This window comes from Micromonospora acroterricola (assembly GCF_003172955.1).
In the GTDB taxonomy this organism is placed as follows: domain Bacteria; phylum Actinomycetota; class Actinomycetes; order Mycobacteriales; family Micromonosporaceae; genus Micromonospora; species Micromonospora acroterricola.
Genome location: NZ_QGKR01000138.1, coordinates 34,549 through 54,602 on the forward strand (window position 1 = coordinate 34,549; position 20,054 = coordinate 54,602).

Genomic DNA, 20,054 nt, shown 5'->3' on the forward strand with positions numbered 1-20,054 from the left:
AAAACCCATGACTGTCCCGGCTGGGTCGCGACCCGCTCATCCGCTGCACCGGCGCACGCTGCCGAATGGCCTGCGCGTGGTGCTTCTGCCCGGCTGGCCGGCGCCCCGCTCCGCGGTGAGCGTCCACTACGGCACCGGCTTCCGGGCCGAGTCGCCCGGTAGCGAGGGGATCGCCCACCTCGTCGAGCACCTCATGTTCAGGGGCAGCGAAAGCCTGCCCGGTGGACGGTTCTACGACGACCTGCATCCGCTCGGCGGTACGGCCAACGGCACCACGCACGCCGACTACACCGACTACTTCCAGGTGGTCCCCGCCGCGGCGCTGGAACAGGCGCTGTTCCGGGAGGCGGACCGGATGCGCGCGCCGCGGTTCACCGACGCCGAGCTGGCGAGCCAGCTCATCGAGGTGGGTCGCGAGATCGAGAGCATGCGGGACAGCCGGCTGTACGGCAGGCTGCCGTGGCCGGGCCTGCCCGAGGTGATGTTCCGCTCGTTCGCCAACGCCCACGACGGGTACGGCGATGTCGGCACGCTGCGGACGCTGACCGTGGACGACTGCGCCGCCTTCTTCGACGCCCACTACGTACCGGCGAACGCGGTTCTCACGATCGTGACCCCGCACGAACCGGCGGCGGTCTGGCCGCTGGTGGAGCGGCACTTCGCGGGGGTGCCCGCCCGGCCGGCGGACCCGCCGCCGTCGATCGCCGAACCGCCGCCGAGTCAGGACCGTCAGGTCCGTCAGCGGGTCGCCGGCGCGGCGCAGACCGCGCTGGCGCTCGGACACCGACTGCCCGATCCGCTGCGGGAGCTGCCGGACTACGTGGCGTGCATGGTGCTGGCCTGGCTGACCTCCCGGTGGCGGCATCCGCGGGTCGGCGTCCGCGCCGGAGCCGGCTGCGGGTTCTTCGGGCCGCTGGACGCGCTGGCACCAGACGTCTTCGTGGTGACCGCGGTGCTGCCGGACGACCTGACGCCGGACGGCTTCGTCGGCGATCTGGCGGCCGAGTGGACCCGCCTCGGCGACCCGGCGAGGGCCCGGGCCGGAGTGGGACGCGCGGCGGCCGAGCTGGCCGGGCAGCACCGCCGGCAGCACGCCCGGCTGGAGGACCGGTGCCGCGCCCTGGGCCGTTTCGAGCTGTTGTTCGGCCGGGCGGAGCTGGTCGACGACCTGCCCCGCCTGATCGCGGACACCTCGGCCGAGCGGGTGTCCCGGGCCGCCGAGGCACTGGCCGTCGCACCGAGCGCGTTGCTCGTCGCCGGCCCGCACGGGGGCCCCGACGGGGAGGGCCAGGCCACCCGACGGCCGGACCGTGTGGCCACCCGACGGCCGGACCGTGTGGCCGACCGACGGCCGGACCGTGTGGCCGACCGGCGTCCGGACCGAGTTCGGCGCACCGCGGCGGAGCTCGGCGCCAGCGCTGGCGGGCCGCGACCCGTGCCCGCGCTGGGCGCGCCCGTCCCGCCGGCGCTGACCGGGGCGCGGGAGATCAGCCTCGCCAACGGCCTGCGGGTCGTCGCGGTTCCCGACCGCCGGGCCGAGCTCGTGGAGCTGCGGCTGCGGCTGCCGCTCGGGCCGGACGGCTGGCGCGATCCGCAGCGGGTCGCCGATCTGCTGCGGATCCTCGGCGCGCACACCGACGCGGCCCGGCGCGTCGCCGGGATGGGCGGTGAGTTGCAGCTGGCGCAGGACGGCCAGTGGGCCGACCTGAGCGCCTGGGCGCCGGTCGCGCTGCTGCCAAAGCTCCTCCAGGTGGTGGCCGATGTGCTGGTCCCCGGTCCGCTGCCCGCGTGGCGACCCCTGCCGGCGGCCCGGCCGGCGCCGTTCGTACCGCAGCAGCGGATGGACGAGGCGCTGCGCCGGCACTGGGCCGGCAAGTCCGAGCGACCGCCGGCCGATCCGACCGAGCTGCACCTCCGGGTGCTGCGTCCGCAGCACGCCACGCTGGTCGTGGTCGGCGCCGCGGACGCCGAGGTGCTCCTCGCCGCGGCCGTCGACGCCCTGGCCGGCTGGTCCGCCGCGCCTCGTGCGGAACCGGCCGCGCCGGACGACTCCGGACCGCAGGTGCTGCTCCTGCGCGAGGCGGCCGGCGACACCGTCCATCTCACGCTCTCCGGGCGTGAGCCCGAGGCCGGGTCGGCGGAGCCCGCCCGGTATCTGACCACGGCGCTGCTGGGCGGGCACGCCACCGCCAGGCTGGCCGAGCGGTGTCGCCGGCTGGGGCGCGCCGACGTCATGCTGGCGCGCCGCGACGTGCTGGCCGGGTACCGGCGGGCCTCCGTACGACTGGCGGTGCCCCGGGACCGGATCGACGAGGCCGTGGCGGGGGTACGCGCGGAGGTGGCGGCGCTGATCGCCGAGCCGCCGTCCAAGGAGGAGCTGGCGGCCGTACGCCGGTACTGCTCGGCGCAGTTGCTGTCGGCATTCGACTCGCCGGCGGGGCTGGCGGACGCGCTGCGGCACACCACGGCGGCGGGGCGCGGGCTGGACTGGGTGGTCCGGCGGCCGGAGCTGCTGCGGACGCCTCGACCCGGGGACCTGTCCGGGGCTGCGCACGATCTGTTCGGGGCGTTGAGCCACACCGTCGTGCTGGGCGATCCGCCCGCCGACTTTTCCGCCGACCGACTTGCCGCCATGGAAAGTCGGGCCTAGACTTTCCATTATGGAAACTGGAGGAGCCATGGAGCGGATGAGCCCGCAGGAAGCCCGTCGGACGCTGGCCGAGGTCGCTGGCGGCCGCGAGATCGTTGCCGGCCGCGCCGTCGCGCCGTGGTGGTACCACCTGGGTATCGGCCTGTCGCTGTTCTGGGCGTTCGCGGCCGTCTCGATCGGCTGGGCGTGGATCCCGTACGGCGTGATCATCGGTCTGCTGATCGGGCCGCTGCTGTTCAACCTCGCGGCCAACCACGTCACCGGCATCTCCCTGGACCGCTACCACGCGACCCCCGGCGCCCGCCGGATCAGCGTCCGCGCCGGTATGGCGCTGCCCGTGCTGATCGTGCTCGGGCTCGCCCTCGAGTGGGGGGCCGACCTGCGCGGCGCCATGGCGGCCTGCGGTGTCGTCATGCTCGTCATCACGGTCGTCGCCGGCCGTCGCATCGACGCGGCGCTGGTGCGGGATCTGGGCCGACAGGCATGAGGGACGGCTTCGACGAGGTGATCCACCCGCTCAACCGGCTCCAGATCTGCGCCATGCTCAGCCGGGTCGAGTCGCTGTCGTTCTCGACCATCCGCGACGCCCTCGCGGTCAGCGACTCGGTGCTCAGCAAGCAGCTCAAAGTGTTGCAGGAAGCCGGTTACGTGACCCTGCGCAAGGAGTCATTCAATTCTCGAATCCACGCTTGGGTGGCGCTCACCCCGCTCGGTAGAACTGTCTTCACCGCGCACATGGCCGAGCTTCGCCGAGTCGCCGACGACGTAGTGACCGACGGCCGCCCCCGCCCGTAGCGACCTGATCGCTCGCACCGGCGGCGGCCCACCTCGAATTGGGGGAACAACTGTGGCGCAAGCCCACCCGCCGCCCGGAGCGCACATCGCCTTCATGTCCGTGCCGCTGCACGGCCACGTGAACCCCATGCTCGGCGTGGTGGCGGAGCTCGCCGGCCGGGGGCACCGCGTCACCTTCGCCACCGCACCGGACTTCGGTCCGCTCGTCGAGGAGGCGGGCGCCACCCTGGTGCCGTACACCTCGACCTTCCCGTCGGCCGACGCCCCGGGTCGCGGTTGGCTCGCCACCGACGACGACGGCCGGCAGGCCGCGGCGGTCTTCGCCCGCGAACGTGACGCCGCGCTGCCACAGGTCGCGGCGGCGTACGCCGGCGACCGCCCGGACCTGATCGTGTACGACACGGTCACCGCCCACGCGCCGCTGCTCGCGCGGCACTGGCGGGTGCCCGAGGTGCAGTTCTCGCCGACCCACGTCTTCTACCGGGGGAGCGAGGAGCAGATCGGCGCCCCCGTCCGGGTCGCTCCCGACGTCAAGCCGTGCGTGGTGGCGATGCCGCGATCGTTGCAGGTCAACGCGGCGCAGGTCGACGACGCGTACCGCTTCGTCGGCCCCGTCCCGTGGCGGCGACGCGCCGACGGTGACTGGACCGCCCCGCCGGGCCGCCCGGTGGCCCTGGTCTCGCTCGGCACCACGTACAACACCCGGCCCGGCGCCTTCGCCGAGTGCGCGGCGGCGTTGGCCGGCGACGGGTGGCACGTGGTGATCGCCACCGGAAACACCCTCGACCCCGCCGCGCTGGGCGACCTGCCGACCGGCGTCGAGGTCCACCGCTGGGTGCCGCAGGTGCGGGTGTTGGAACAGGCCGGCGTCTTCGTGACCGCCGGCGGCACCGGGAGCGTCCTCGAAGGACTGACCCAGGGCGTGCCGCTGGTGGTGGTCCCGCAGGGGGTCGAGCAGTTCGTCACCGCCGCCCGGATCGACGCCCTGGGCCTCGGCCGGGTCATCCCGCCGCGGGCCTTCGACGCCGGTGCCGTGCGGGCCGCGGTACGGGCGATCACGACCAGCGCCCAGGCCCGCGTACGGCTCGACGAGATGCGGGCCGAGATCGCCGCCGCGGGTGGTGCCCGCGCGGCCGCCGACCACATCGAGCTGCACCTGCCCCCGGCCGGTGCGAACCCCGTTCAGAAAGGACGCGCGGCATGACGACCACGGTCACCGCAGCCGACCCGGTCCGGACCGCCCCACCGGAGCCGCCGCCCGTGGTGCGGGTGCGCGGGCTGCAGATGAGCTACGGCGCCCAGCAGGTGCTCCGCGGGATCGACTTCACCATCACCCGCGGCCAGATCGTCGCCCTGCTCGGGCCCAACGGCGCCGGCAAGAGCACCACGATCGAGATCCTGGAAGGCTTCCGGCTCCGATCCGGCGGTGAGGTCAGCGTGCTCGGCGTCGACCCCGCCCGTGGCGACGAGGCGTGGCGGGCTCGGCTCGGCATCGTCCTCCAGTCCTGGCGGGACCACGGCAAGTGGCGGGTCCGGGAACTGCTCGCCCACTTCGGCTCCTTCTACCGGCCGTACGCGGGTGACGGCGTGACGCGGCCGTGGGACGTCGACGAGCTGCTCGCCGCCGTCGGGCTGAGCGAGCAGGCCGACAAGCCGATCGGCGCGCTCTCCGGCGGGCAGCGCCGCCGGCTCGACATCGCCGTCGGCATCGTCGGCCGGCCCGAGGTGCTGTTCCTGGACGAGCCCACGGTCGGCTTCGACCCGCAGGCTCGGCAGGAGTTCCACGAGTTGCTCCGGACCCTGGCCGACGCCCGGATGACGATCCTGCTGACCACCCACGACCTGCACGAGGCCGAGAAGCTCGCCGACCAGGTGCTGATCCTGACCGGCGGCCGGATCGCCGCCCGGGGGACCGTCGCCGAGCTGGCCCGTGAGTTCGGCGGGGACGCGGAGGTGACCTGGACCAGCGGCGGCCGGGCGCACAGCGCGCGTACGGCCGATGTCTCGGTGTTCGTGCGACGGCTGATCCAGGATGGCGGCGAGGTCGAGGACCTGCGGGTGCACCGGGCGGGTCTGGAGGAGATCTACCTGTCGATGGTGGCGCGCGAGGAGGCGAAGCGATGAACGTGACGGGAAACGCCGTACGGCAGGGCCTGAGCCGGGGCGGCACCGAACTGCGCCAGGTGCTCAGCAACGGCCAGGACCTCGGCAGCAACCTGGTGTGGCTGATCGGCCTGCTGGCACCGATCTACTTCCTGCGCGACAACATGCTCGCCGGCACCGACGTGTCGGTGGCAGCCTTCGTCCTGCCCAGCCTGCTCAGCATGTGCATCGGCTTCAACGGCCTGCTCAACCTGGCGCAGCAACTCGTGGTCGAGCGCGAGGACGGGACACTGCTGCGCCTCAAGGCGCTGCCGCACGGGATGGTGTCGTACCTGATCGGCAAGGTGCTGCTGGTCGCCGGCATGGTCCTGGTGGCCTGGGTCGCGGTGCTCGGCGCCGGTGCGCTGCTGGTCGACGGTCTGCATCTCGGCGAGGCCCGGCGGTGGCTCACCCTGCTCTGGCTGCTGCCGCTGGGCCTGCTGGCGATGCTGCCCCTCGGCGCGGTCTTCGGCTCGCTGATCGAGAGCCCGCGCAGCATCGGTCTGGTCATGCTGCCGGTCTTCGCCCTCGCCACCGTCTCCGGCATCTTCCACCCGATCGCCGGCTTCCCGACCTGGTTGCAGATCGTCGCGCAGGCCTTCCCCCTGTACTGGCTGGGCCTGGCGGCCCGGTCCGCGCTGCTGCCGGAGAGCGCCCTCGCCGCCGAGATCGGCGAATCGTGGCGGCACTGGGAGACCGTTGTAGCGCTGGGGGGGTGGGCGGTGCTGGGCATGCTCGCCGCGCCGGTGGTGCTGCGCCTCATGGCCCGCCGCGAGTCGGGCTCCACGATGGCCGCCCGCCGCGACCGCGCCCTGCGCCGCCGCGCCGCCTGAACCTGACCCGCCCGCAGCTGTTCGATGTACGTCCGTTCCAACCCGAGGAGAGAGCTCATGTCCCGACTGGCCGAAGACCTTGTCCTGCTGCTGCTCGATGACGAAAGCGGGCGCAGCACCGTCGACCTGGGCCGCCGGTACCGCGCGGTCGGCAGTGCCGTGCTGCTCGACCTGGTGCGGGCCGGTCGGATCTCGATCCCCGCGTCCGACGACGCCCGGGAGGCGCGGGTCGTGGTCTCCGACAGCACCCCGACCGGCGACCCAGCCCTGGACACCGCGCTGGCGAAGCTGGGGGACAAGCCGATGAAGGTCGGCTGGGCCGCCGAGAACCTCGGCCACGACTGCTGGCAGCCGCTGCTCGAGCTGCTCACCGCCGACGGCGCGATCCGGATCGAGGAGAACCGGGTGCTCGGTCTGGTGAAGACCCGGAGCTGGCCGACCGCGGACGGTGCGCGAGAGCGGGAGATCCGGGCCGGGATCGAGGCCGCCCTCAACGGGGCCCAGCCCGACGAGGAGACCGCTGTGCTGATCACGATCCTGCACGGCATCGGCGCGGTCCCCGGTGCCCGGGACGAGGCGACCCGGGCGCGGGCCGCCGAGATCGCCCGGACCGGCTGGGCGTCCGGGCCGCTGCGGGACGCCTTCCACGGACTGGACACGGCGCAGCTCCTGATCCTGTTCGCCGCGAGCTGACCGCCGTGCCACCCGCCGACCTGGTCCTCGTCGTCGACCACCAGCTGCCCACCCCGGACCGCGACTCCGGCTCGCTACGCCTGCACCGCATCATCGAGGAGCTGCTCGCCCTCGGGCGTCAGGTGCTCTTCTTCCCGGAGAACGGCAGGGCCGAGCGGCCGTACGCGGACCGGTTGCGCGCCGCCGGCGTCGGTGTCATCACCGATCGGGCGCAGCAGACCCGGTTCCTTTCCGACGAGGGGCACCGGGTCGGCCTGGCGCTGCTCTGCCGCCCCGGGCCCGCGGTGCAGATGCTGGCCCGGGTGCGGGACGCCGCGCCGGGCTGCCTCGTCGCGTACGACACGGTCGATGTGCACTTTCGTCGGCTCGAACGGCAGGCGGCGCTGGCCGCCGCGCAGGGCAGCGCGGACCGGTACGTGTTGCGGGCTCGAGCCGACAGCATGCGCGCGGTGGAGCTGCTGCTGGCCCGTGAGTGCGATGTGACGCTCGTGGTCTCCGACGAGGAGCGCCGGCTGCTGGGGGAGCTGGTGCCCGACGCGTGGATCGAGGTGCTGTCGAACATCCACCGGCCCGCGCGCACCACGCTCGAGCGCGGGTCGGCGCCAAGGGTGCTGTTTGTCGGCAACTATCTGCACGAGCCGAACGTCGACGCGGCACGCTGGCTGTGTACCGAGATCATGCCGCTGGTCTGGGCCGAGATGCCGGGCGCGACGGTGGATCTGGTCGGCGACGCGGCCCCGCCCGCGGTCACGGACCTGGCCGGTGACCGGGTGACGGTGCACGGCTGGGTGCCCGAACTGGAGCCGTTGTACCGGCGCGCCCGGGTGGCGGTCGCCCCGCTGCGCTACGGCGCCGGGGTGAAGGGCAAGGTCGGCGAGGCGGTGGAGTACGGGGTCCCGGTAGTGGGCACGCCGATCGCCTTCGAGGGCATGGGCCTGGCGGCCGGCACCGATGTCCTGGCCGGGGAGACCGCCGCGGAGCTGGCCGGCCAGCTGGTCCGGCTGCTTCGGGACGACGAGCTCGCCGCGCGGCTCGTCACGACGGCCGGAGCGGGTCTGGCGGCCCGGTTCGACGCCCGGGTGGCCCGGACGGTCCTGGACCGGTTGCTGTGCAGCGCACCGGCTGGCACCCCGTTCCACCAGGATCCCGCGCACGGCGCCGATTCAAAATTTTTAATACCGACTTGTCGGACTGAGTCCGTTTCGGTGAGATAGAGGGAGCAGGCGCGACCCGCCGGAGGTGCCCCGCCGGACCTCGGGCAGGTCGCCGGAACCGGTCATATGCCTGGAGGCATCGTTCGAGTCATAGCCTCCGGGCCGTGGCAGGTCCCGGCCCCCGCGAGCACCTTCCCCCGGGGTTGCTCGCGGGGGCGTTCGCCGTCCCCGGTACTCGTGCACCCTTATGGTCCCGACAAAATGCAGCGCGAATCATATCGGCGGAGCCGGTGCGTCGGCGTGCGCGGCGTATTCTGCTCCCTGGTCCGTCACCGGACCGCGTCGAATTGGATACGGAAAGGCACACGAGGTAGTCGCATGGCCACGCAGATTGCCCAGCCCGAGTTCGGGCGACGGCTGCGACGCCTGCGCACCGAACGCGGAATGTCCCAGCGGGACCTCGCCGTCGGTGCGGTCAACCAGTCCTACATCTCGCTGCTCGAGTCCGGCACCCGGGTGCCGACCCTGGAGGTCGTCGCCCACCTGGTCGGCGTCCTCGGCGTACCGATGGCCGCTCTGATCGACGACGCCGAAGCTGTCCGGGACGCCGCACCCGCGCCGGCGTCGGGTTCGCGACCGCCCCAGGATGGTTCGCGACCGCCCCTGGAAGCCGCACGGCTGGCGCAGGAACTGGTCATCGGCAGCGCGATCGAGCAGGGCGACCTGGTCCGCGCCGAGCAGGGGCTGACCAGCGCGTACCGTGCCGCCCACGAGGCCGGTGAGGCGACGACGATGCTGAGCCGCGGCCTGGCCCTGGAACGGGTGCTGGAGCAACGGAACGACCGCGTCGCCCGACACGCCCTGCTGCAGGAGCTCGTCGAGGTCGCCGAGAAGACCGGCGTACCGGAGGCGCTCGTGCGCGCCCGCATCGCGCTGATCGGCGCGGCCCGTGACGTCGGCCGGCTCGCCGAGGCGTTCACCCACATCGAGCTCGCCGAGCAGGAGATCACCAGCACCGCGTTCGTCCGCGGCGGCGAGCACATCCGCCTGTACGCGGTGCACATCTCGGTGCTGAGCGACGCCGGCGGCGGGGCCGAGGTGATCCGGATCGTCGACCGGATGATGGCACTGGCGCAGGAGCTGGACAGCCCCGCCATCTCCGGCCGGGCGCACTGGGTGGCGAGCATCGCCATGGCGCGGATCGGCGAGGTCGAGCGGTCGCTGGAGCACCTGCGCTCGGCCCGGGAGATGTTGGCGAACCCCACCACCTCCCTGCGGGACTGGGCGCGGTTCGCCGCGGCGGCCGTGTCCGCGCTGATGGATGCCGAGGCCGATCTGCCGGAGATCACGGCGCACATGGTCGCCGCCCGCGCGGCCATGTCCGCGGCCGATTTCGCCGCCTCGCCGTCCGCAGCCGCCAGCCTGGAGGTCCGGTACGCGGTGGCCGTCGGTGAACCGGAACGGGCTCTGAAGATCGCCAGCACGGTCGACGAGGCCGACCTGTCGGCCATCGAGCGGGTGCGTTTCGTCCTGGCCGTCGGCCGGGCCCAGCGCCGCTGCGGGCGATCCGAGGAGGCCGCCGCCTCGTTGCGCCGGGCCGCCCAGCTCGCCGAGGCGGCCGCGGCCTACCGGCGGGCGGTCCAGATCTGGCGCGAGGTGGACGACGCCCCGGCGTCCTGAGATGCGTGCGTGAAGAAGCCCTCCACCACCGTCAGGTGGTGGAGGGCTCGGAGCCGGCCGCGGCTCCCTCGCTGCCGCGACCGGCTGATCGGCGTCGTCGTTCACCAGGGCCAGTCGGCCGACACCCGAGGCTCCGGCACCGGCGCGTCGGCGACCGCCACGATGCCGGCCTGGGACTGGTCGGTCACGGTCTGGTCGGTCGACTCCGAGCCGGCGAACGCGATCGCGGCGAACGCGATCGCGGGCATCACCAGGCGGCGAACGAGGCGGCTGTCGTCAGTGGTGGCTGCGGTGTGCTTCGTCATGACCCCATGTCTAGTGGGTGGGACCCGTCGGGTGGAGTCCGTTTCGAATTTTTTGGAGCCAGCCTGGTCGGGGGTGGCGCACCGGTGCCGGCTGCACCTAAAATCGCGCGCCGCCGCACCGGGGTGACCGCTCTTTCAAAAGTTCGATATGGCGTTGCCCGCCCCGTCGCCAGATCGCTGTGATTGTCTCGGCGAAAGCACGGCAATGCGATCGGTTACCTGCCGCATCAGTTCCGCCGGGCCGCTTCCCGAACCATCAATCGGTATTCGGAGGCAATTCATGTCACTGTTAGGCAGGGTTCGCCGGGTGGTCACGGCGGCCGTGGTGATGACTGCCGCGGCGGTCTCCGTCGCCGCGCCCGCGGTCGCCCGGACGCCCACCACCGCGTCGGTGCTGCCCTTTCCGTGGGAGGCGTCCTACGGCGGCGCCACGGCGAGCGGCACCCAGACGGTCCAGCAGGACCCGTTGGGCGTCGGCCAGAAGCGTACGGTCAAGGGCATCATCCAGACCGGCACCGCCACCGGCTGCTTCCACGTCCAGATCCAGTACCTCGGTGGGACCTGGGAGTCGCCCGTGACGTGCGCCGGAGAGAGTCCGGAGTCGTTCGTCACGACGTTTCAGACCTACCTGATCGGTCGGCCCTCCGCCACCGCGCGGTTGTGCGCCGGCACGGCGTGCGGAACGCCGACGTCGCTCTGGTGACCATTTCCGGGGTGTGCCGCCACGGTTCGTTGATCGAGCTCGTGTGACGGCGGGACCCGGCGAACCGCAATGACGAGGACCTCCTGTCCGACGTGGGGCTACCGAAGCCATCCACGTCGACAGGAGGTCCTCGTGTGTCACAGCCACGCCACGAATCCACGCGCCGCATCGCGCCTGGCAGCTCGTCACGGCCGAAGCGCGGCCCCCTTCCACCGGGTGGCTGAGGTGCGCCGACGTGCCCGCGGCGCACGACCGACCGTCGACGCGATGCGCGCGTGCCAGCTCGCCCAGGCGAACACCCACCGCCGCAGTCATCGTCGATGACTGACGCTTCCCTAGCGCATGACTCGCGCTGTGTCACGGAAATCTGGCTGTGTACTTCCTGAAAGACGCCCTGACCGGGCACGATGCGGCTCCGACTTCCTCCGGAGGGGTATTGACCGGCATGACGGAAGTCATTAACCTGATGACTGCTTGGTGATGACAAGTCAAGCGGAGTCAGTCGATATTCGGGGGTATCTTGTGAACGAGCGCGAACTACAGGCCTTCGTCGCTGTAGCCGAGCACGGACGGATGGACATGGCAGCCCGGGCCCTGGGCTACTCGCAGCCCGCGGTGAGTTACCAGATCAAGTGCCTGGAGATGAGCCTCGGCACAAAGCTGTTCGTCCGTACCTCCACCGGTGTGACGCTGACCCGCTCCGGTGCGTTGATGCTGCCGTCCGTCCAGGCCGTCCTCACGCTCATGCGCGGCATCAAAGCCACAACAGCAGATCTGGCGCTCGCCGGTTGACGTGCTCTCGAACCCCGGGCCCCTCGGATCTCCCGAGGGCCCGGGGTTCGTTCGAGTCCATCGCCGACAGGAATGTGGGCGCTTGTCCGGCCAGCACCCGGGGCGTACGGCCCGTTGAGCGTGGGTCGTCGGTCGGGAACAGGGGATGACAGCGTCAGTCGATGAGGTCGTGGACACTCTTCGTGAGCTCGGCGAGCCGCTCGTCGGCCCGTTGCCGCTGTTGTCTGATCCACTCCTTACCTTCGGCGGCGATCCCCTCCAGCACGTTGAGGGTGTGGATGAGACCGGACGCGTCCAACGAGACCTGGGACAGGGCCCTCGGGTCCTCATCTGACCGGATCCCCTCGGTGTTCGAGACGGTGACCCGAACGGAGATGGGTTCGCCGTTGAACAGCGTCAGTTCGAACGTCTGCTGCTGGGTCGCCACCCCATCGATACGTACGGCGGCCACGGCGTCGAAGCGGTAGTTCAGCCGCTGGGTCGTACGGGACGCACCCTCCTCGAAGTCGAGGTCGATGTTCACCTGTCGCACGCCGTCGTCCGTCAGCAGAAAGAGGAGCAGACGGTACCGGGAATAGCGCCACGGGCCGCGTACCACCCGCGCCCGCTTGTACGACCTCGCGGGTGCCTCGATGAAGGCGTGCGCGACCACCTGGCTCGGCCTGAGCCGATACTGCTGCATGGCCTTGTCGACGAGGATCTTGCGGTCGCATTCCAACCAGGCGGCCATCTCCGGGTCGGACGGCTTGTCCGACAGCTTTCGCCGCCAGTCGTCGAAGGCCGCCCACCGGGCCGACAGCTGTTGAGCATGCTCCGCCTCGTCGGCCTTCACCCGCCGCTGCTCAGCGACGATCCCGAACCACGCCAACCCGCCGGTCACGCCGGCCGTCACGGCCAGCAGCGTCCAACCCGATCCGGCCAGCGGGGCGGTCATCACCGCGGCGGGAACAGCCCAGAAGCCTCCCAGGACAAGGGCGGCCAGCCCGCCCAGATACAGGGCGCGGGTCGCGATCGGCGGCCGAAGCTGGATCCGATGCGCGGGCTCAGGTCGGCCTCCTTCGCCCGCATGCGAACCCGCCGGAAATGTCGAGGTGCCGCCCGCGGGCGCGTCGCACTACCGAAGTCGGCGTGGCTGGTCGCTTAGGATGAGGGCATGAGCGCCGAGGCCGTTGGCATGCACATGCCCGCCATCGTGACGCTCGACGACGTGGCGGCGATGAACGGCGCCGATCCGAACGGCCACCGTTACGAGACCAGCCCCGAGGGGGTCCTGTCGGTCATGCCGCCGTCCGACTCGGAACACGCCATGATCGCCAGTCGTCTCTTCGCTTGGCTGATCATGGCTGGCTGGCCCGCCGACCAGGTGCTCCAGGCCGCCGGTGTACGGATCTCCGGCCCGGACGGTGACGGCGGCCGGATTCCCGATCTCAGTGTGTGGCGCAAACCGCCGGCGCGCAGCGTCTGGGCCGCGGTGACCGAGATCGTGCTCGTGGTGGAGATCGTGTCACCCGGCTCCGAGGCGATGGATTCGGTGACGAAGGTGCGGGAGTACGCCTCGGCGGGGATCCCGCAGTACTGGGTGGTGGACCGGGACAGCGCGCAGACCGTCACCCTGCACAGGCTGATCGGGGACGGCGCCTACGAGGAGCGGGCACGGATGCCGCTGGCCTGGCTGCTGCAGACGGCCCCGGGCGAGCACCTCGACTGAGAGCCAGGCCGGCTGAGCCGCCGCCCCCCGTCGGCGCGTCAGCGAGCGACGGAACCTGTCGTATCGTTCGGGCATGGCGCAGCCGGTGTGGGCGGACGGTGACGCGTACGAGGCGGGTCGCCGATGGTCGGGCGACCTTCCAGGTCGGGGACGCCCGCGCGTTGCCGCTGCCGGAGCGGGCCGCGCTGCGGGAGCTGCTGGCCGCCCGGCTACCGATGGGGCCCGACGGTTCGATCCGGCTCATCGCTCGGGCCTGGGCCGTCCGGGGCGCCGTGCCCGAGTGACGGCGCCGGCGACGATCATCCACGGATCGCGCTGGTCAAGCTTTCCCGAAGACGGCGGTGACCGCTCGGACGGTAGTCGGGGCAGCCGGTAGCAGAGACGTAACGTGACCGGCGGCAGCCAACGCGACGGAGAGGTCGATCGTGCGACGGAGGGAGCGGGCGTACGCCGTCGGCCGGGACGCGCCGCGGGCGGCCACCGGCAGGCTCGGCGTCGGCACCGCGTTCGGCACCTTCGGTGAGCTGTTGCAGGGCGTCCTGCCCGATGCCGACCGGGACTTCCTGGTGACGTTCCCGATGGCGCGGTGGGCCACCGCCACCTTCCGGCCCGGCGCCGGGCTGGACCGGGTCCGGGTCTTCCCGCAGCACAAGCAGAAGTCGGCCCGGCTGGCCGCCGCCGTCCTGGAACTGTTCCGCATTCCCGGCGGCGGGGTGCTGGAACTGGGCGGTGACCTGGCCGAGGGCAAGGGCTTCGCCAGCTCGTCGGCGGACCTGGTGGCCACCGCGCGGGCGGTCGGTGACGCGTTCGGCATGACGCTGGGCGAGCGCGCCATCGAGTCGTTGCTGCGCCGGATCGAGCCCTCCGACGGCGTGATGTACGACGGCATCGTCGCCTTCCACCACCGTGAGGTGCGGCTGCGGGAGCGGATCGGCGTGCTGCCCCCGCTCACGGTGGTGGCGCACGACGAGGGCGGCACCGTGGACACCATCCGGTTCAACCGGATCCCCAAGCCGTTCGACCAGGCCGACAAGCGGGAGTACGCGCGGCTGCTCGCCGCGCTCACCGAGGCCGTACGCGCCGCCGACCTGCCCGCCGTCGGCGAGGTCACCACCCGCAGCGCCGTGCTGAACGGCAAGCTGCGCCCGCGTCGGCACCTCGACGTGCTGCACCGCCTCTGCCGCGAGGTCGACGGTCACGGCCTGGTCATCGCGCACAGCGGCACCGCCCTCGGTGTCCTGTTCGACCAGACCGACCCGGAGCGCGCCGCGAAGATCGAACACGTGCGTACGGGGTGCGCCGCGTTGCCGGGCACGGTGACCGTGCACCGGTCGCTCGGCCCCGGGGAGCGCTGACAGGCAGGGCCCGCAGGTGGCTGTCGCATACCGGACAAGACGGCAAAGCCCCTGGTAGAGCACTGTTGGGGCAGGTCAAGAGGCGGACGGATGGCGGGCCACATCCCATTCCTCCGGCCCGGTGGGGACAGCATCGTCCGCACCGGGGCCGTCCGCACCCAGCCCGGCGCCGCCGCCGCGGGGGAACCCGGCACAGCCGCCGCTCCGACCTCGCGTACGGCCCGGTCCGTGGCTGCCGCCCACACCGCTGCGGGCGCCCGCAACGGTGCCATCGCCCATCGGGACAAGGTCGTCTACACCTCCGGCGGCCAGGCGACGCCGCCCATCCGGCCGCGCCGCCGTACCCCGCCGTCTTTCGCACCGTGGACCCCGCAGGGTCCGGGGTCGCTCACCCGCGCCCCAACCCGGCGGCCGAACCAGAGAGGGCCCCGAACATGGCCACTCCCACCGCGACCGCAGCCCTGAGCGCATCCGTCTACACACCGGGCGATCAGATGCTGTTGACCGTCACCTACTCCGACGCCGACACCAGACCCCTGACCGTCACCATCGTGGTCACCGACGCGCAGGGCAACAGCAGCGCACCCGTCAAGGTCACCGCGGTCATCGACCCGCTCACCCTGACCGTCACCGACGACTCCGGGCGTACCTGGACCCGGGTCTCCGACAATGGCTCGGTGGCCGTGTATCGGGCGGTGGCGTGATGCCCCGGGTCACCGTCCAGGTCCGCGACGCCGCTGGCCACACCGCGACCACCACCGCCGACTACGCGCTGAGCCAACCGGTGCTGGGTGGCTACTACCTCTCCGGCGGCGCGGACCCGACCGCCGACATGGCCGGCGGCAACTTCCGCTCGCTGACCCAGTACCGCAGCTTCGCCGACGGCTACGTCTTCCCCGGCTACAACCGGCCCTGGCTGATCAACCTGGGCAAGGCCGGGGTGCGGATGAACATGGTCCTGGAGCTGAAGCACTACGGCGCGGCGAACGCGGGGCCGCAGAGCTTCCGGGTGGACGTCACCGACTACACCGTGCCCGCACCATCGATGACCATCCAGCAGCGCCCGGGCACCACCTGGCCGAAGGCGTACGGGTACAGCCAGGTTGTCAACGGGCAGTGCGACGGGTTGCTCCACCGCGCCCTGGCGCAGTACCGGACGCTCGGCTTCGGGGTGAACATCCAGCTCGCCTCGGAGTTGGACACCGACCACGAGTTCGGCACCACCGAGGACGGCAAGGCGTACACCTGGGCCGAGTCGGACGCCCGCGCGGTGCAGGCGATGAACTACATCCTCACCTGGTTCAAGGCACGGACACTCCCCGCCGGCACCACCTTCTCGGTCGGCGTCGGCGGCTTCGACCGGGCCTGCTTCCAGCGCACCCACCCGGAGTCGCTGATGTCCCGGCTGGACTTCCTCCAGTGGAACGCCTACGCCACCAACGCCGGTCACACCGCGCTGTCGCGGTTCCGTCGCACGAAGGACTGGGCGGTGGCCGACCTCGGCCCGGTGGCGCTGTCCCGGCCCGTGATCATCGCCGAGTGGGGGGTGCGGTCGGCCGAGATCCCGGACCAGCCGGCCTGGATCGCCACCGTCCCGGCGGCGGTGGCCCAGCTCAACGCCGAGCGGGGGCCACGGATCGTCCAGACCAACTACTTCAACTCGGGATGGGGCACCCTCTCGCCGAGAGCCGCCGGGCTGGCCGCGCTCCGGACCGCGTACGCCACCCGCCCGTACGTCTGACCGAGCCGAGCTCAGTACGCCAACTCGACCGGACGGCCGAGCAGTTCGGTGCCGTTGTTGCCCAGCCAACCCTCGGCCGCCGCGGCGTGCTGGCTGAACGTGTGGATGTCCCGGAACCGACGTTGCAGCGGCGCGCCGTCCCGGGACGCCCCGCCGCCACCGGCCCGGTAGCAGGCGTCCACCGCCACGGCGGTCCGCTCGGTCACCCAGGGCAGTGCGGCAGAGATCCGCGGGTGCAGCCGGGCCACCGCCGCCGGATCCGTGGCGCAGGCCGCCCAGAGCTCGTCGGCCAGGTCGTGCAGCAGTGCCCGGGCGGCCCGGACGTCGAGGTCGGCCCGGCCGAGCTGGATCCGGAAGGCCGGCGAGTCGGCCAGCGACTGGCGGGCGTAGAGCCGCTGCCGGCCACCGGCCAACGACGCGACCATGTCGTCGAGGGCGCCCTGCGCGATGCCCACCGCGACCGCGCCGAGGTGCAGCACGAAGTGCACCAGCGGCGCGACGAAGCCCGGCCCGGGTACGCAGGGCACCCCGGTGAACAGGTCGAGGCTGTCATCGGCGGGGCAGAACGCGTCGGCCACCTCGACGTCGTGGCTGCCGGTGCCGCGCAGGCCCAACGCGTGCCAGGTGTCGTGCACGGTGACGCGGTCGGCAGGAAATAGCATCGAGCGCAGTCGCGGCGGCTCTCCGGTCGGCGGCTGCCCGGCGTCGGTCAGCAGGCAGTTGCCGAAGATCCAGTCGGCGTGGAGACTGCCGCTGGCGAAGGGCCAGCGACCGGTGACCCGGTAGCCGCCGTCGGTCGGCTCGGCCCGACCCTGGGGGGCGAAGCCGCCGGCCACCACCACGTCCGGGCCCTCGGCGTAGAGCTTGTCGAACCGCTCCCGGGACAGCATCGCCAGCAGGTGCGGGGTCTCGGCGCCGATCATCACGGTCCAGCCGGTCGCCCCGTCCGCCCGCGCCAACGTCTCCAGCACGCGCAGCCCGGTGCGCAGGTCGGCCTCGTACCCGCCGTGGCTGCGCGGCACGAACATCCGGAAGCAGCCGGCGTCGCGCAGCGCGTCGAGCAGGTCGGCGGGCAGCTCGCGGGCCTGTTCGATCTCGCCGGCCCGCCGGGACAGCTCGGGAACCAGGTTCGCCACGGCCGTCGTCAACCGGTCACGGTGCTGATCGTCCATCATCTGCTCCTCGCGTCCGCCGCGCCGCCGGTCGCGGCCGGTTCCGTCCAGCGTGGACGCCGCGGGCACGCGGGCGGAAGAGACGTCGGCACCGGATGGCCGGACGCCCGTCGCCGGCGACAGCCCGGTCGGGGGAGGCGGACCGCGGACGCGGCCGTTCAGCTCTCGTCGAACCGGTCGGCGTACGTGTCGCGCAGCTCGGGCCAGCCGAAGTCGAGGGCTTCGGCGCCCCGGATCGGACCGACCGGATCGCCGTCGAGCAGCCGGTCGGCCACGTCGAGGCAGAGGTGCCAGCCGGCGGCGACCATCGCCAGCATCCCCCGGTCGGCGACCGAGTGCCGCAGGGTGAGTCGGGTACCGGTGCCCAGCGCGCTCAGCTCCCAGCGCAGCAGGTCGTCGCCCCAGGTGTATTCCAGCAGGGTCGGCGGTTCGGCCCGACGGACCGTCGCCGAGGTCGGGGTGGTGGTCTCGCCGTCGACCATCGTGAGCACCGCGGCGCCCGGGGCGCCGAGATCCCGGTCGGCGAGGAAGGGCGCCCACTCGGCGAGCTGTGTCGCGTCGGTCAGCGCCGCCCAGACGGTGGCTGGTGGGTGCCGCAGGTCGCGGACGAAGACCAGGGTGGCGCCGGCGGCGGAGGGCTCGGCGCGCACCTCGGCGGGCGGGCTCGGGCGGAAGGCCTCGCGGTCCATTCACTGCTCCTGACTGTCAAGGTGTCGTTCCAGCGCGTCCAGGTGCCGGTTCCACAGCCGGCGGTACGGGTCCAGCCAGCCGTCGACCGCCCGCAGCGGGCCCGGGTCGAGGCGGTAGATCCGCTGTCGGGCGGCGGTCCGGCAGGAGACGAAGCCGGCCTCGCGGAGCACCCGCAGGTGCTTCGAGACTGCCGGCTGGCTGACCTGGAGGCCGTCCACCAGTTCGCCGACGCTGCGTTCCCCGTCGCGGAGCTCGTCGAGGATCCGGCGCCGGGTGGGCTCGGCGAGGACGGTGAAGACGTCGGTGGACACCGCCCGAATATGCCTCACCGTTCATATGACTGTCAAAGCATATGGCCACCGTCACCGTCCAGGAGCGGCATCGGGACGAACTACCTATGCTCGGATCATGGAACTGCGGATCTTCACCGAACCTCAGCAGGGCGCCAGCTACGACCAGTTGCTCGCCGTGGCCCGGTGCGCCGAGGACGCCGGCTACGGTGCGTTCTTCCGGTCCGACCACTACCTCAGGATGGGCGACGCGAGCGGCGAGCCGGGCCCCACCGACGCGTGGACCACGCTGGCCGGCCTGGCCCGGGACACCAGCCGGATCCGGCTCGGCACCCTGATGACGGCCGCCACCTTCCGGCTGCCCGGCCCACTGGCGATCACGGTGGCGCAGGTCGACCAGATGAGCGGTGGCCGGGTGGAGCTGGGCATCGGCACCGGCTGGTACGCCGAGGAGCACACCGCGTACGGCATCCCGTTCCCGTCCCTGGGCGAGCGGTTCGACCGGCTGGAGGAGCAGCTCGAGGTCATCACCGGGCTCTGGGCCACCCCGGCGGGGGAGCGGTTCCAGCACGCCGGCCGGTACTACCCGATCAGTGACTCGCCCGCCCTGCCCAAGCCGGTGCAGCAGCCCCGCCCGCCGATCCTGCTCGGCGGGATGGGCCCGAAGCGCACCCCGCGGCTGGCCGCCCGCTACGCCGACGAGTTCAACCTGCCGTTCGCCTCGGTGGCCGACACCGCGGCGCAGTTCGAGCGGGTCCGCGCGGCGTGCACCGAGATCGGGCGGAACCCGGCCGAGGTGGTCTGGTCCAACGCCCTGGTGCTCTGCTGCGGGCGCGACGACGCCGAGGTGGACCGCCGGGCCGCCGCCATCGGGCGCGAACCGGACGAGCTGCGGGCCAACGGCCTGGCCGGCACGCCCGCCGAGGTCCTCGACACCATCGGCCGGTACGCGGAGACCGGCAGCCAGCGCATCTACCTCCAGGTGCTGGACCTCAGCGACCTGGCCCACCTGGAGCTGGTCGCCAGCGAGGTGATGGCGAAGCTCTGAGCCCGGAGCGCGCGCTCACGCGCGTCGCTGGCCCCCGCCGCCCGTCCCGACCATGCCGGGGTCGCGCAGCACGGTGTCCAGCCGGCCGTCGTGGTCACTGTCCACGTAGGTGACGTCCAACACCCCGTCGCCGTTCAGGTCGACCTGGACGATGTCGGCGACGCCGTCGCCGTCGAGATCGGTGACCACCTCCACCGAACCGTCCAGATGCCGGGTCACGATGGACTGCGCGCCGGGAGCACGCGGCGGCGGCCCGGGCGCCGGCACCGGAGTCGGGGCCGGCGGGGGCGCGGGCGTCGGGCG

General features: G+C 72.5%; 22 protein-coding genes and 1 pseudogene. 17 read left to right on the forward strand and 6 right to left on the reverse strand.

What is annotated here, in order from left to right; genetic code table 11:
* Window positions 1-7: 7 nt before the first annotated feature.
* The 9 genes from DKT68_RS06125 to DKT68_RS06165 all read left to right on the forward strand — a co-directional run bounded on the left by DKT68_RS06125 (window position 8) and on the right by DKT68_RS06165 (window position 9,947).
* On the forward strand, window positions 8-2,650 hold the full coding sequence (locus DKT68_RS06125; protein ID WP_109816439.1) for a M16 family metallopeptidase: 2,643 nt from the start codon (window positions 8-10) through the stop codon (window positions 2,648-2,650).
* Between the two features lie 10 nt (window positions 2,651-2,660).
* Complete coding sequence (locus tag DKT68_RS06130) at window positions 2,661-3,137, forward strand: hypothetical protein (RefSeq protein WP_146218296.1); 477 nt, start codon at window positions 2,661-2,663, stop codon at window positions 3,135-3,137.
* Window positions 3,134-3,445 carry a transcriptional regulator gene (locus tag DKT68_RS06135; protein WP_109816441.1) on the forward strand — a complete coding sequence of 104 codons (312 nt, stop codon included), beginning with the start codon at window positions 3,134-3,136 and terminating at the stop codon, window positions 3,443-3,445. The genes DKT68_RS06130 and DKT68_RS06135 overlap by 4 nt, the downstream gene beginning before the upstream one ends.
* 52 nt (window positions 3,446-3,497) lie before the next feature.
* Window positions 3,498-4,649: a nucleotide disphospho-sugar-binding domain-containing protein gene (locus DKT68_RS06140; protein ID WP_146218297.1), complete on the forward strand. Its 1,152-nt coding sequence runs from the start codon at window positions 3,498-3,500 to the stop codon at window positions 4,647-4,649.
* Entirely contained in the window at window positions 4,646-5,569 is a 924-nt protein-coding gene (locus DKT68_RS06145; protein ID WP_236646736.1) for an ABC transporter ATP-binding protein, read from the forward strand. Before DKT68_RS06140 ends, DKT68_RS06145 begins: the two co-directional genes overlap by 4 nt.
* Window positions 5,566-6,420, forward strand: a complete 855-nt coding sequence (locus DKT68_RS06150; RefSeq protein WP_109816443.1) for an ABC transporter permease — start codon at window positions 5,566-5,568, stop codon at window positions 6,418-6,420. The genes DKT68_RS06145 and DKT68_RS06150 overlap by 4 nt, the downstream gene beginning before the upstream one ends.
* A 57-nt stretch (window positions 6,421-6,477) precedes the next feature.
* Window positions 6,478-7,113, forward strand: coding sequence for a GOLPH3/VPS74 family protein (locus tag DKT68_RS06155; RefSeq protein ID WP_161556625.1), 636 nt, complete (start codon window positions 6,478-6,480; stop codon window positions 7,111-7,113).
* 5 nt (window positions 7,114-7,118) lie between these two features.
* Complete coding sequence (locus DKT68_RS06160; protein ID WP_109816445.1) at window positions 7,119-8,327, forward strand: glycosyltransferase; 1,209 nt, start codon at window positions 7,119-7,121, stop codon at window positions 8,325-8,327.
* 318 nt (window positions 8,328-8,645) lie between these two features.
* Window positions 8,646-9,947: a helix-turn-helix domain-containing protein gene (locus tag DKT68_RS06165; RefSeq protein ID WP_161556626.1), complete on the forward strand. Its 1,302-nt coding sequence runs from the start codon at window positions 8,646-8,648 to the stop codon at window positions 9,945-9,947.
* A gap of 101 nt (window positions 9,948-10,048) precedes the next feature.
* Here DKT68_RS06165 and DKT68_RS06170 read toward each other — a convergent pair whose 3' ends face one another.
* Entirely contained in the window at window positions 10,049-10,252 is a 204-nt protein-coding gene (locus DKT68_RS06170) for a hypothetical protein (RefSeq protein WP_109816447.1), read from the reverse strand.
* A gap of 307 nt (window positions 10,253-10,559) precedes the next feature.
* Between DKT68_RS06170 and DKT68_RS06175 the strand changes: the two genes are divergently transcribed.
* A complete protein-coding gene (locus tag DKT68_RS06175) occupies window positions 10,560-10,955 on the forward strand; it encodes a hypothetical protein (RefSeq protein ID WP_109816448.1) in 396 nt (131 codons plus the stop codon).
* 522 nt (window positions 10,956-11,477) lie between these two features.
* Window positions 11,478-11,747, forward strand: coding sequence for a LysR family transcriptional regulator (locus DKT68_RS06180; RefSeq protein ID WP_109816449.1), 270 nt, complete (start codon window positions 11,478-11,480; stop codon window positions 11,745-11,747).
* A 154-nt stretch (window positions 11,748-11,901) separates the two neighbouring features.
* On the opposite strand, the gene DKT68_RS06185 is transcribed toward DKT68_RS06180, so the two are convergent.
* Window positions 11,902-12,681 carry a hypothetical protein gene (locus tag DKT68_RS06185; protein WP_109816450.1) on the reverse strand — a complete coding sequence of 260 codons (780 nt, stop codon included), beginning with the start codon at window positions 12,679-12,681 and terminating at the stop codon, window positions 11,902-11,904.
* 219 nt (window positions 12,682-12,900) lie between these two features.
* Here DKT68_RS06185 and DKT68_RS06190 point away from each other — a divergent pair, with 219 nt between their 5' ends.
* The 5 genes from DKT68_RS06190 to DKT68_RS06210 all read left to right on the forward strand — a co-directional run bounded on the left by DKT68_RS06190 (window position 12,901) and on the right by DKT68_RS06210 (window position 16,551).
* Window positions 12,901-13,455: a Uma2 family endonuclease gene (locus DKT68_RS06190; protein WP_109816451.1), complete on the forward strand. Its 555-nt coding sequence runs from the start codon at window positions 12,901-12,903 to the stop codon at window positions 13,453-13,455.
* Between the two features lie 98 nt (window positions 13,456-13,553).
* Window positions 13,554-13,739 (forward strand): hypothetical protein, encoded by a 186-nt coding sequence (locus DKT68_RS31375; RefSeq protein ID WP_201748927.1) that lies wholly within the window; start codon window positions 13,554-13,556, stop codon window positions 13,737-13,739.
* A 141-nt stretch (window positions 13,740-13,880) separates the two neighbouring features.
* Window positions 13,881-14,810 (forward strand): GHMP family kinase ATP-binding protein, encoded by a 930-nt coding sequence (locus tag DKT68_RS06200; RefSeq protein WP_109816452.1) that lies wholly within the window; start codon window positions 13,881-13,883, stop codon window positions 14,808-14,810.
* Between the two features lie 434 nt (window positions 14,811-15,244).
* Window positions 15,245-15,514: a hypothetical protein gene (locus DKT68_RS06205; protein ID WP_109816453.1), complete on the forward strand. Its 270-nt coding sequence runs from the start codon at window positions 15,245-15,247 to the stop codon at window positions 15,512-15,514.
* Window positions 15,514-16,551, forward strand: coding sequence for a hypothetical protein (locus DKT68_RS06210; protein WP_109816454.1), 1,038 nt, complete (start codon window positions 15,514-15,516; stop codon window positions 16,549-16,551). Before DKT68_RS06205 ends, DKT68_RS06210 begins: the two co-directional genes overlap by 1 nt.
* Before the next feature lie 11 nt (window positions 16,552-16,562).
* On the opposite strand, the gene DKT68_RS06215 is transcribed toward DKT68_RS06210, so the two are convergent.
* From DKT68_RS06215 to DKT68_RS06225, 3 genes are all read right to left on the reverse strand, one after another.
* Window positions 16,563-17,723 carry an acyl-CoA dehydrogenase family protein gene (locus DKT68_RS06215; protein WP_109816464.1) on the reverse strand — a complete coding sequence of 387 codons (1,161 nt, stop codon included), beginning with the start codon at window positions 17,721-17,723 and terminating at the stop codon, window positions 16,563-16,565.
* Window positions 17,724-17,881: 158 nt separating this feature from the next.
* Window positions 17,882-18,412, reverse strand: coding sequence for an SRPBCC family protein (locus DKT68_RS06220; protein WP_109816455.1), 531 nt, complete (start codon window positions 18,410-18,412; stop codon window positions 17,882-17,884).
* Window positions 18,413-18,724: an ArsR/SmtB family transcription factor gene (locus DKT68_RS06225; protein ID WP_109816456.1), complete on the reverse strand. Its 312-nt coding sequence runs from the start codon at window positions 18,722-18,724 to the stop codon at window positions 18,413-18,415. It abuts the gene before it with no gap.
* Between the two features lie 97 nt (window positions 18,725-18,821).
* Between DKT68_RS06225 and DKT68_RS06230 the strand changes: the two genes are divergently transcribed.
* The gene (locus DKT68_RS06230) at window positions 18,822-19,751 is read left to right on the forward strand and encodes an LLM class F420-dependent oxidoreductase (protein ID WP_109816457.1); all 930 of its coding nucleotides are present in this window, start codon (window positions 18,822-18,824) and stop codon (window positions 19,749-19,751) included.
* Between the two features lie 15 nt (window positions 19,752-19,766).
* Here the strand turns inward: DKT68_RS06230 and DKT68_RS06235 are convergent.
* Window positions 19,767-20,054, reverse strand: a pseudogene (locus DKT68_RS06235) (hypothetical protein); the annotation flags it as partial.

Bases quoted from the DNA above. Each gene is read 5' to 3' on its own strand.
- DKT68_RS06150 (WP_109816443.1), top strand. From the start codon at position 5,566: ATGAACGTGACGGGAAACGCCGTACGGCAGGGCCTGAGCCGGGGCGGC.
- DKT68_RS06205 (WP_109816453.1), top strand. From the start codon at position 15,245: ATGGCCACTCCCACCGCGACCGCAGCCCTGAGCGCATCCGTCTACACA.
- DKT68_RS06130 (WP_146218296.1), top strand. From the start codon at position 2,661: ATGGAAACTGGAGGAGCCATGGAGCGGATGAGCCCGCAGGAAGCCCGT.
- DKT68_RS06170 (WP_109816447.1), bottom strand. From the start codon at position 10,252: ATGACGAAGCACACCGCAGCCACCACTGACGACAGCCGCCTCGTTCGC.
- DKT68_RS06215 (WP_109816464.1), bottom strand. From the start codon at position 17,723: ATGGACGATCAGCACCGTGACCGGTTGACGACGGCCGTGGCGAACCTG.
- DKT68_RS06185 (WP_109816450.1), bottom strand. From the start codon at position 12,681: ATGACCGCCCCGCTGGCCGGATCGGGTTGGACGCTGCTGGCCGTGACG.
- DKT68_RS06145 (WP_236646736.1), top strand. From the start codon at position 4,646: ATGACGACCACGGTCACCGCAGCCGACCCGGTCCGGACCGCCCCACCG.
- DKT68_RS06220 (WP_109816455.1), bottom strand. From the start codon at position 18,412: ATGGACCGCGAGGCCTTCCGCCCGAGCCCGCCCGCCGAGGTGCGCGCC.
- DKT68_RS06190 (WP_109816451.1), top strand. From the start codon at position 12,901: ATGAGCGCCGAGGCCGTTGGCATGCACATGCCCGCCATCGTGACGCTC.
- DKT68_RS06155 (WP_161556625.1), top strand. From the start codon at position 6,478: ATGTCCCGACTGGCCGAAGACCTTGTCCTGCTGCTGCTCGATGACGAA.
- DKT68_RS06135 (WP_109816441.1), top strand. From the start codon at position 3,134: ATGAGGGACGGCTTCGACGAGGTGATCCACCCGCTCAACCGGCTCCAG.
- DKT68_RS06125 (WP_109816439.1), top strand. From the start codon at position 8: ATGACTGTCCCGGCTGGGTCGCGACCCGCTCATCCGCTGCACCGGCGC.
- DKT68_RS06210 (WP_109816454.1), top strand. From the start codon at position 15,514: ATGCCCCGGGTCACCGTCCAGGTCCGCGACGCCGCTGGCCACACCGCG.
- DKT68_RS06165 (WP_161556626.1), top strand. From the start codon at position 8,646: ATGGCCACGCAGATTGCCCAGCCCGAGTTCGGGCGACGGCTGCGACGC.
- DKT68_RS06230 (WP_109816457.1), top strand. From the start codon at position 18,822: ATGGAACTGCGGATCTTCACCGAACCTCAGCAGGGCGCCAGCTACGAC.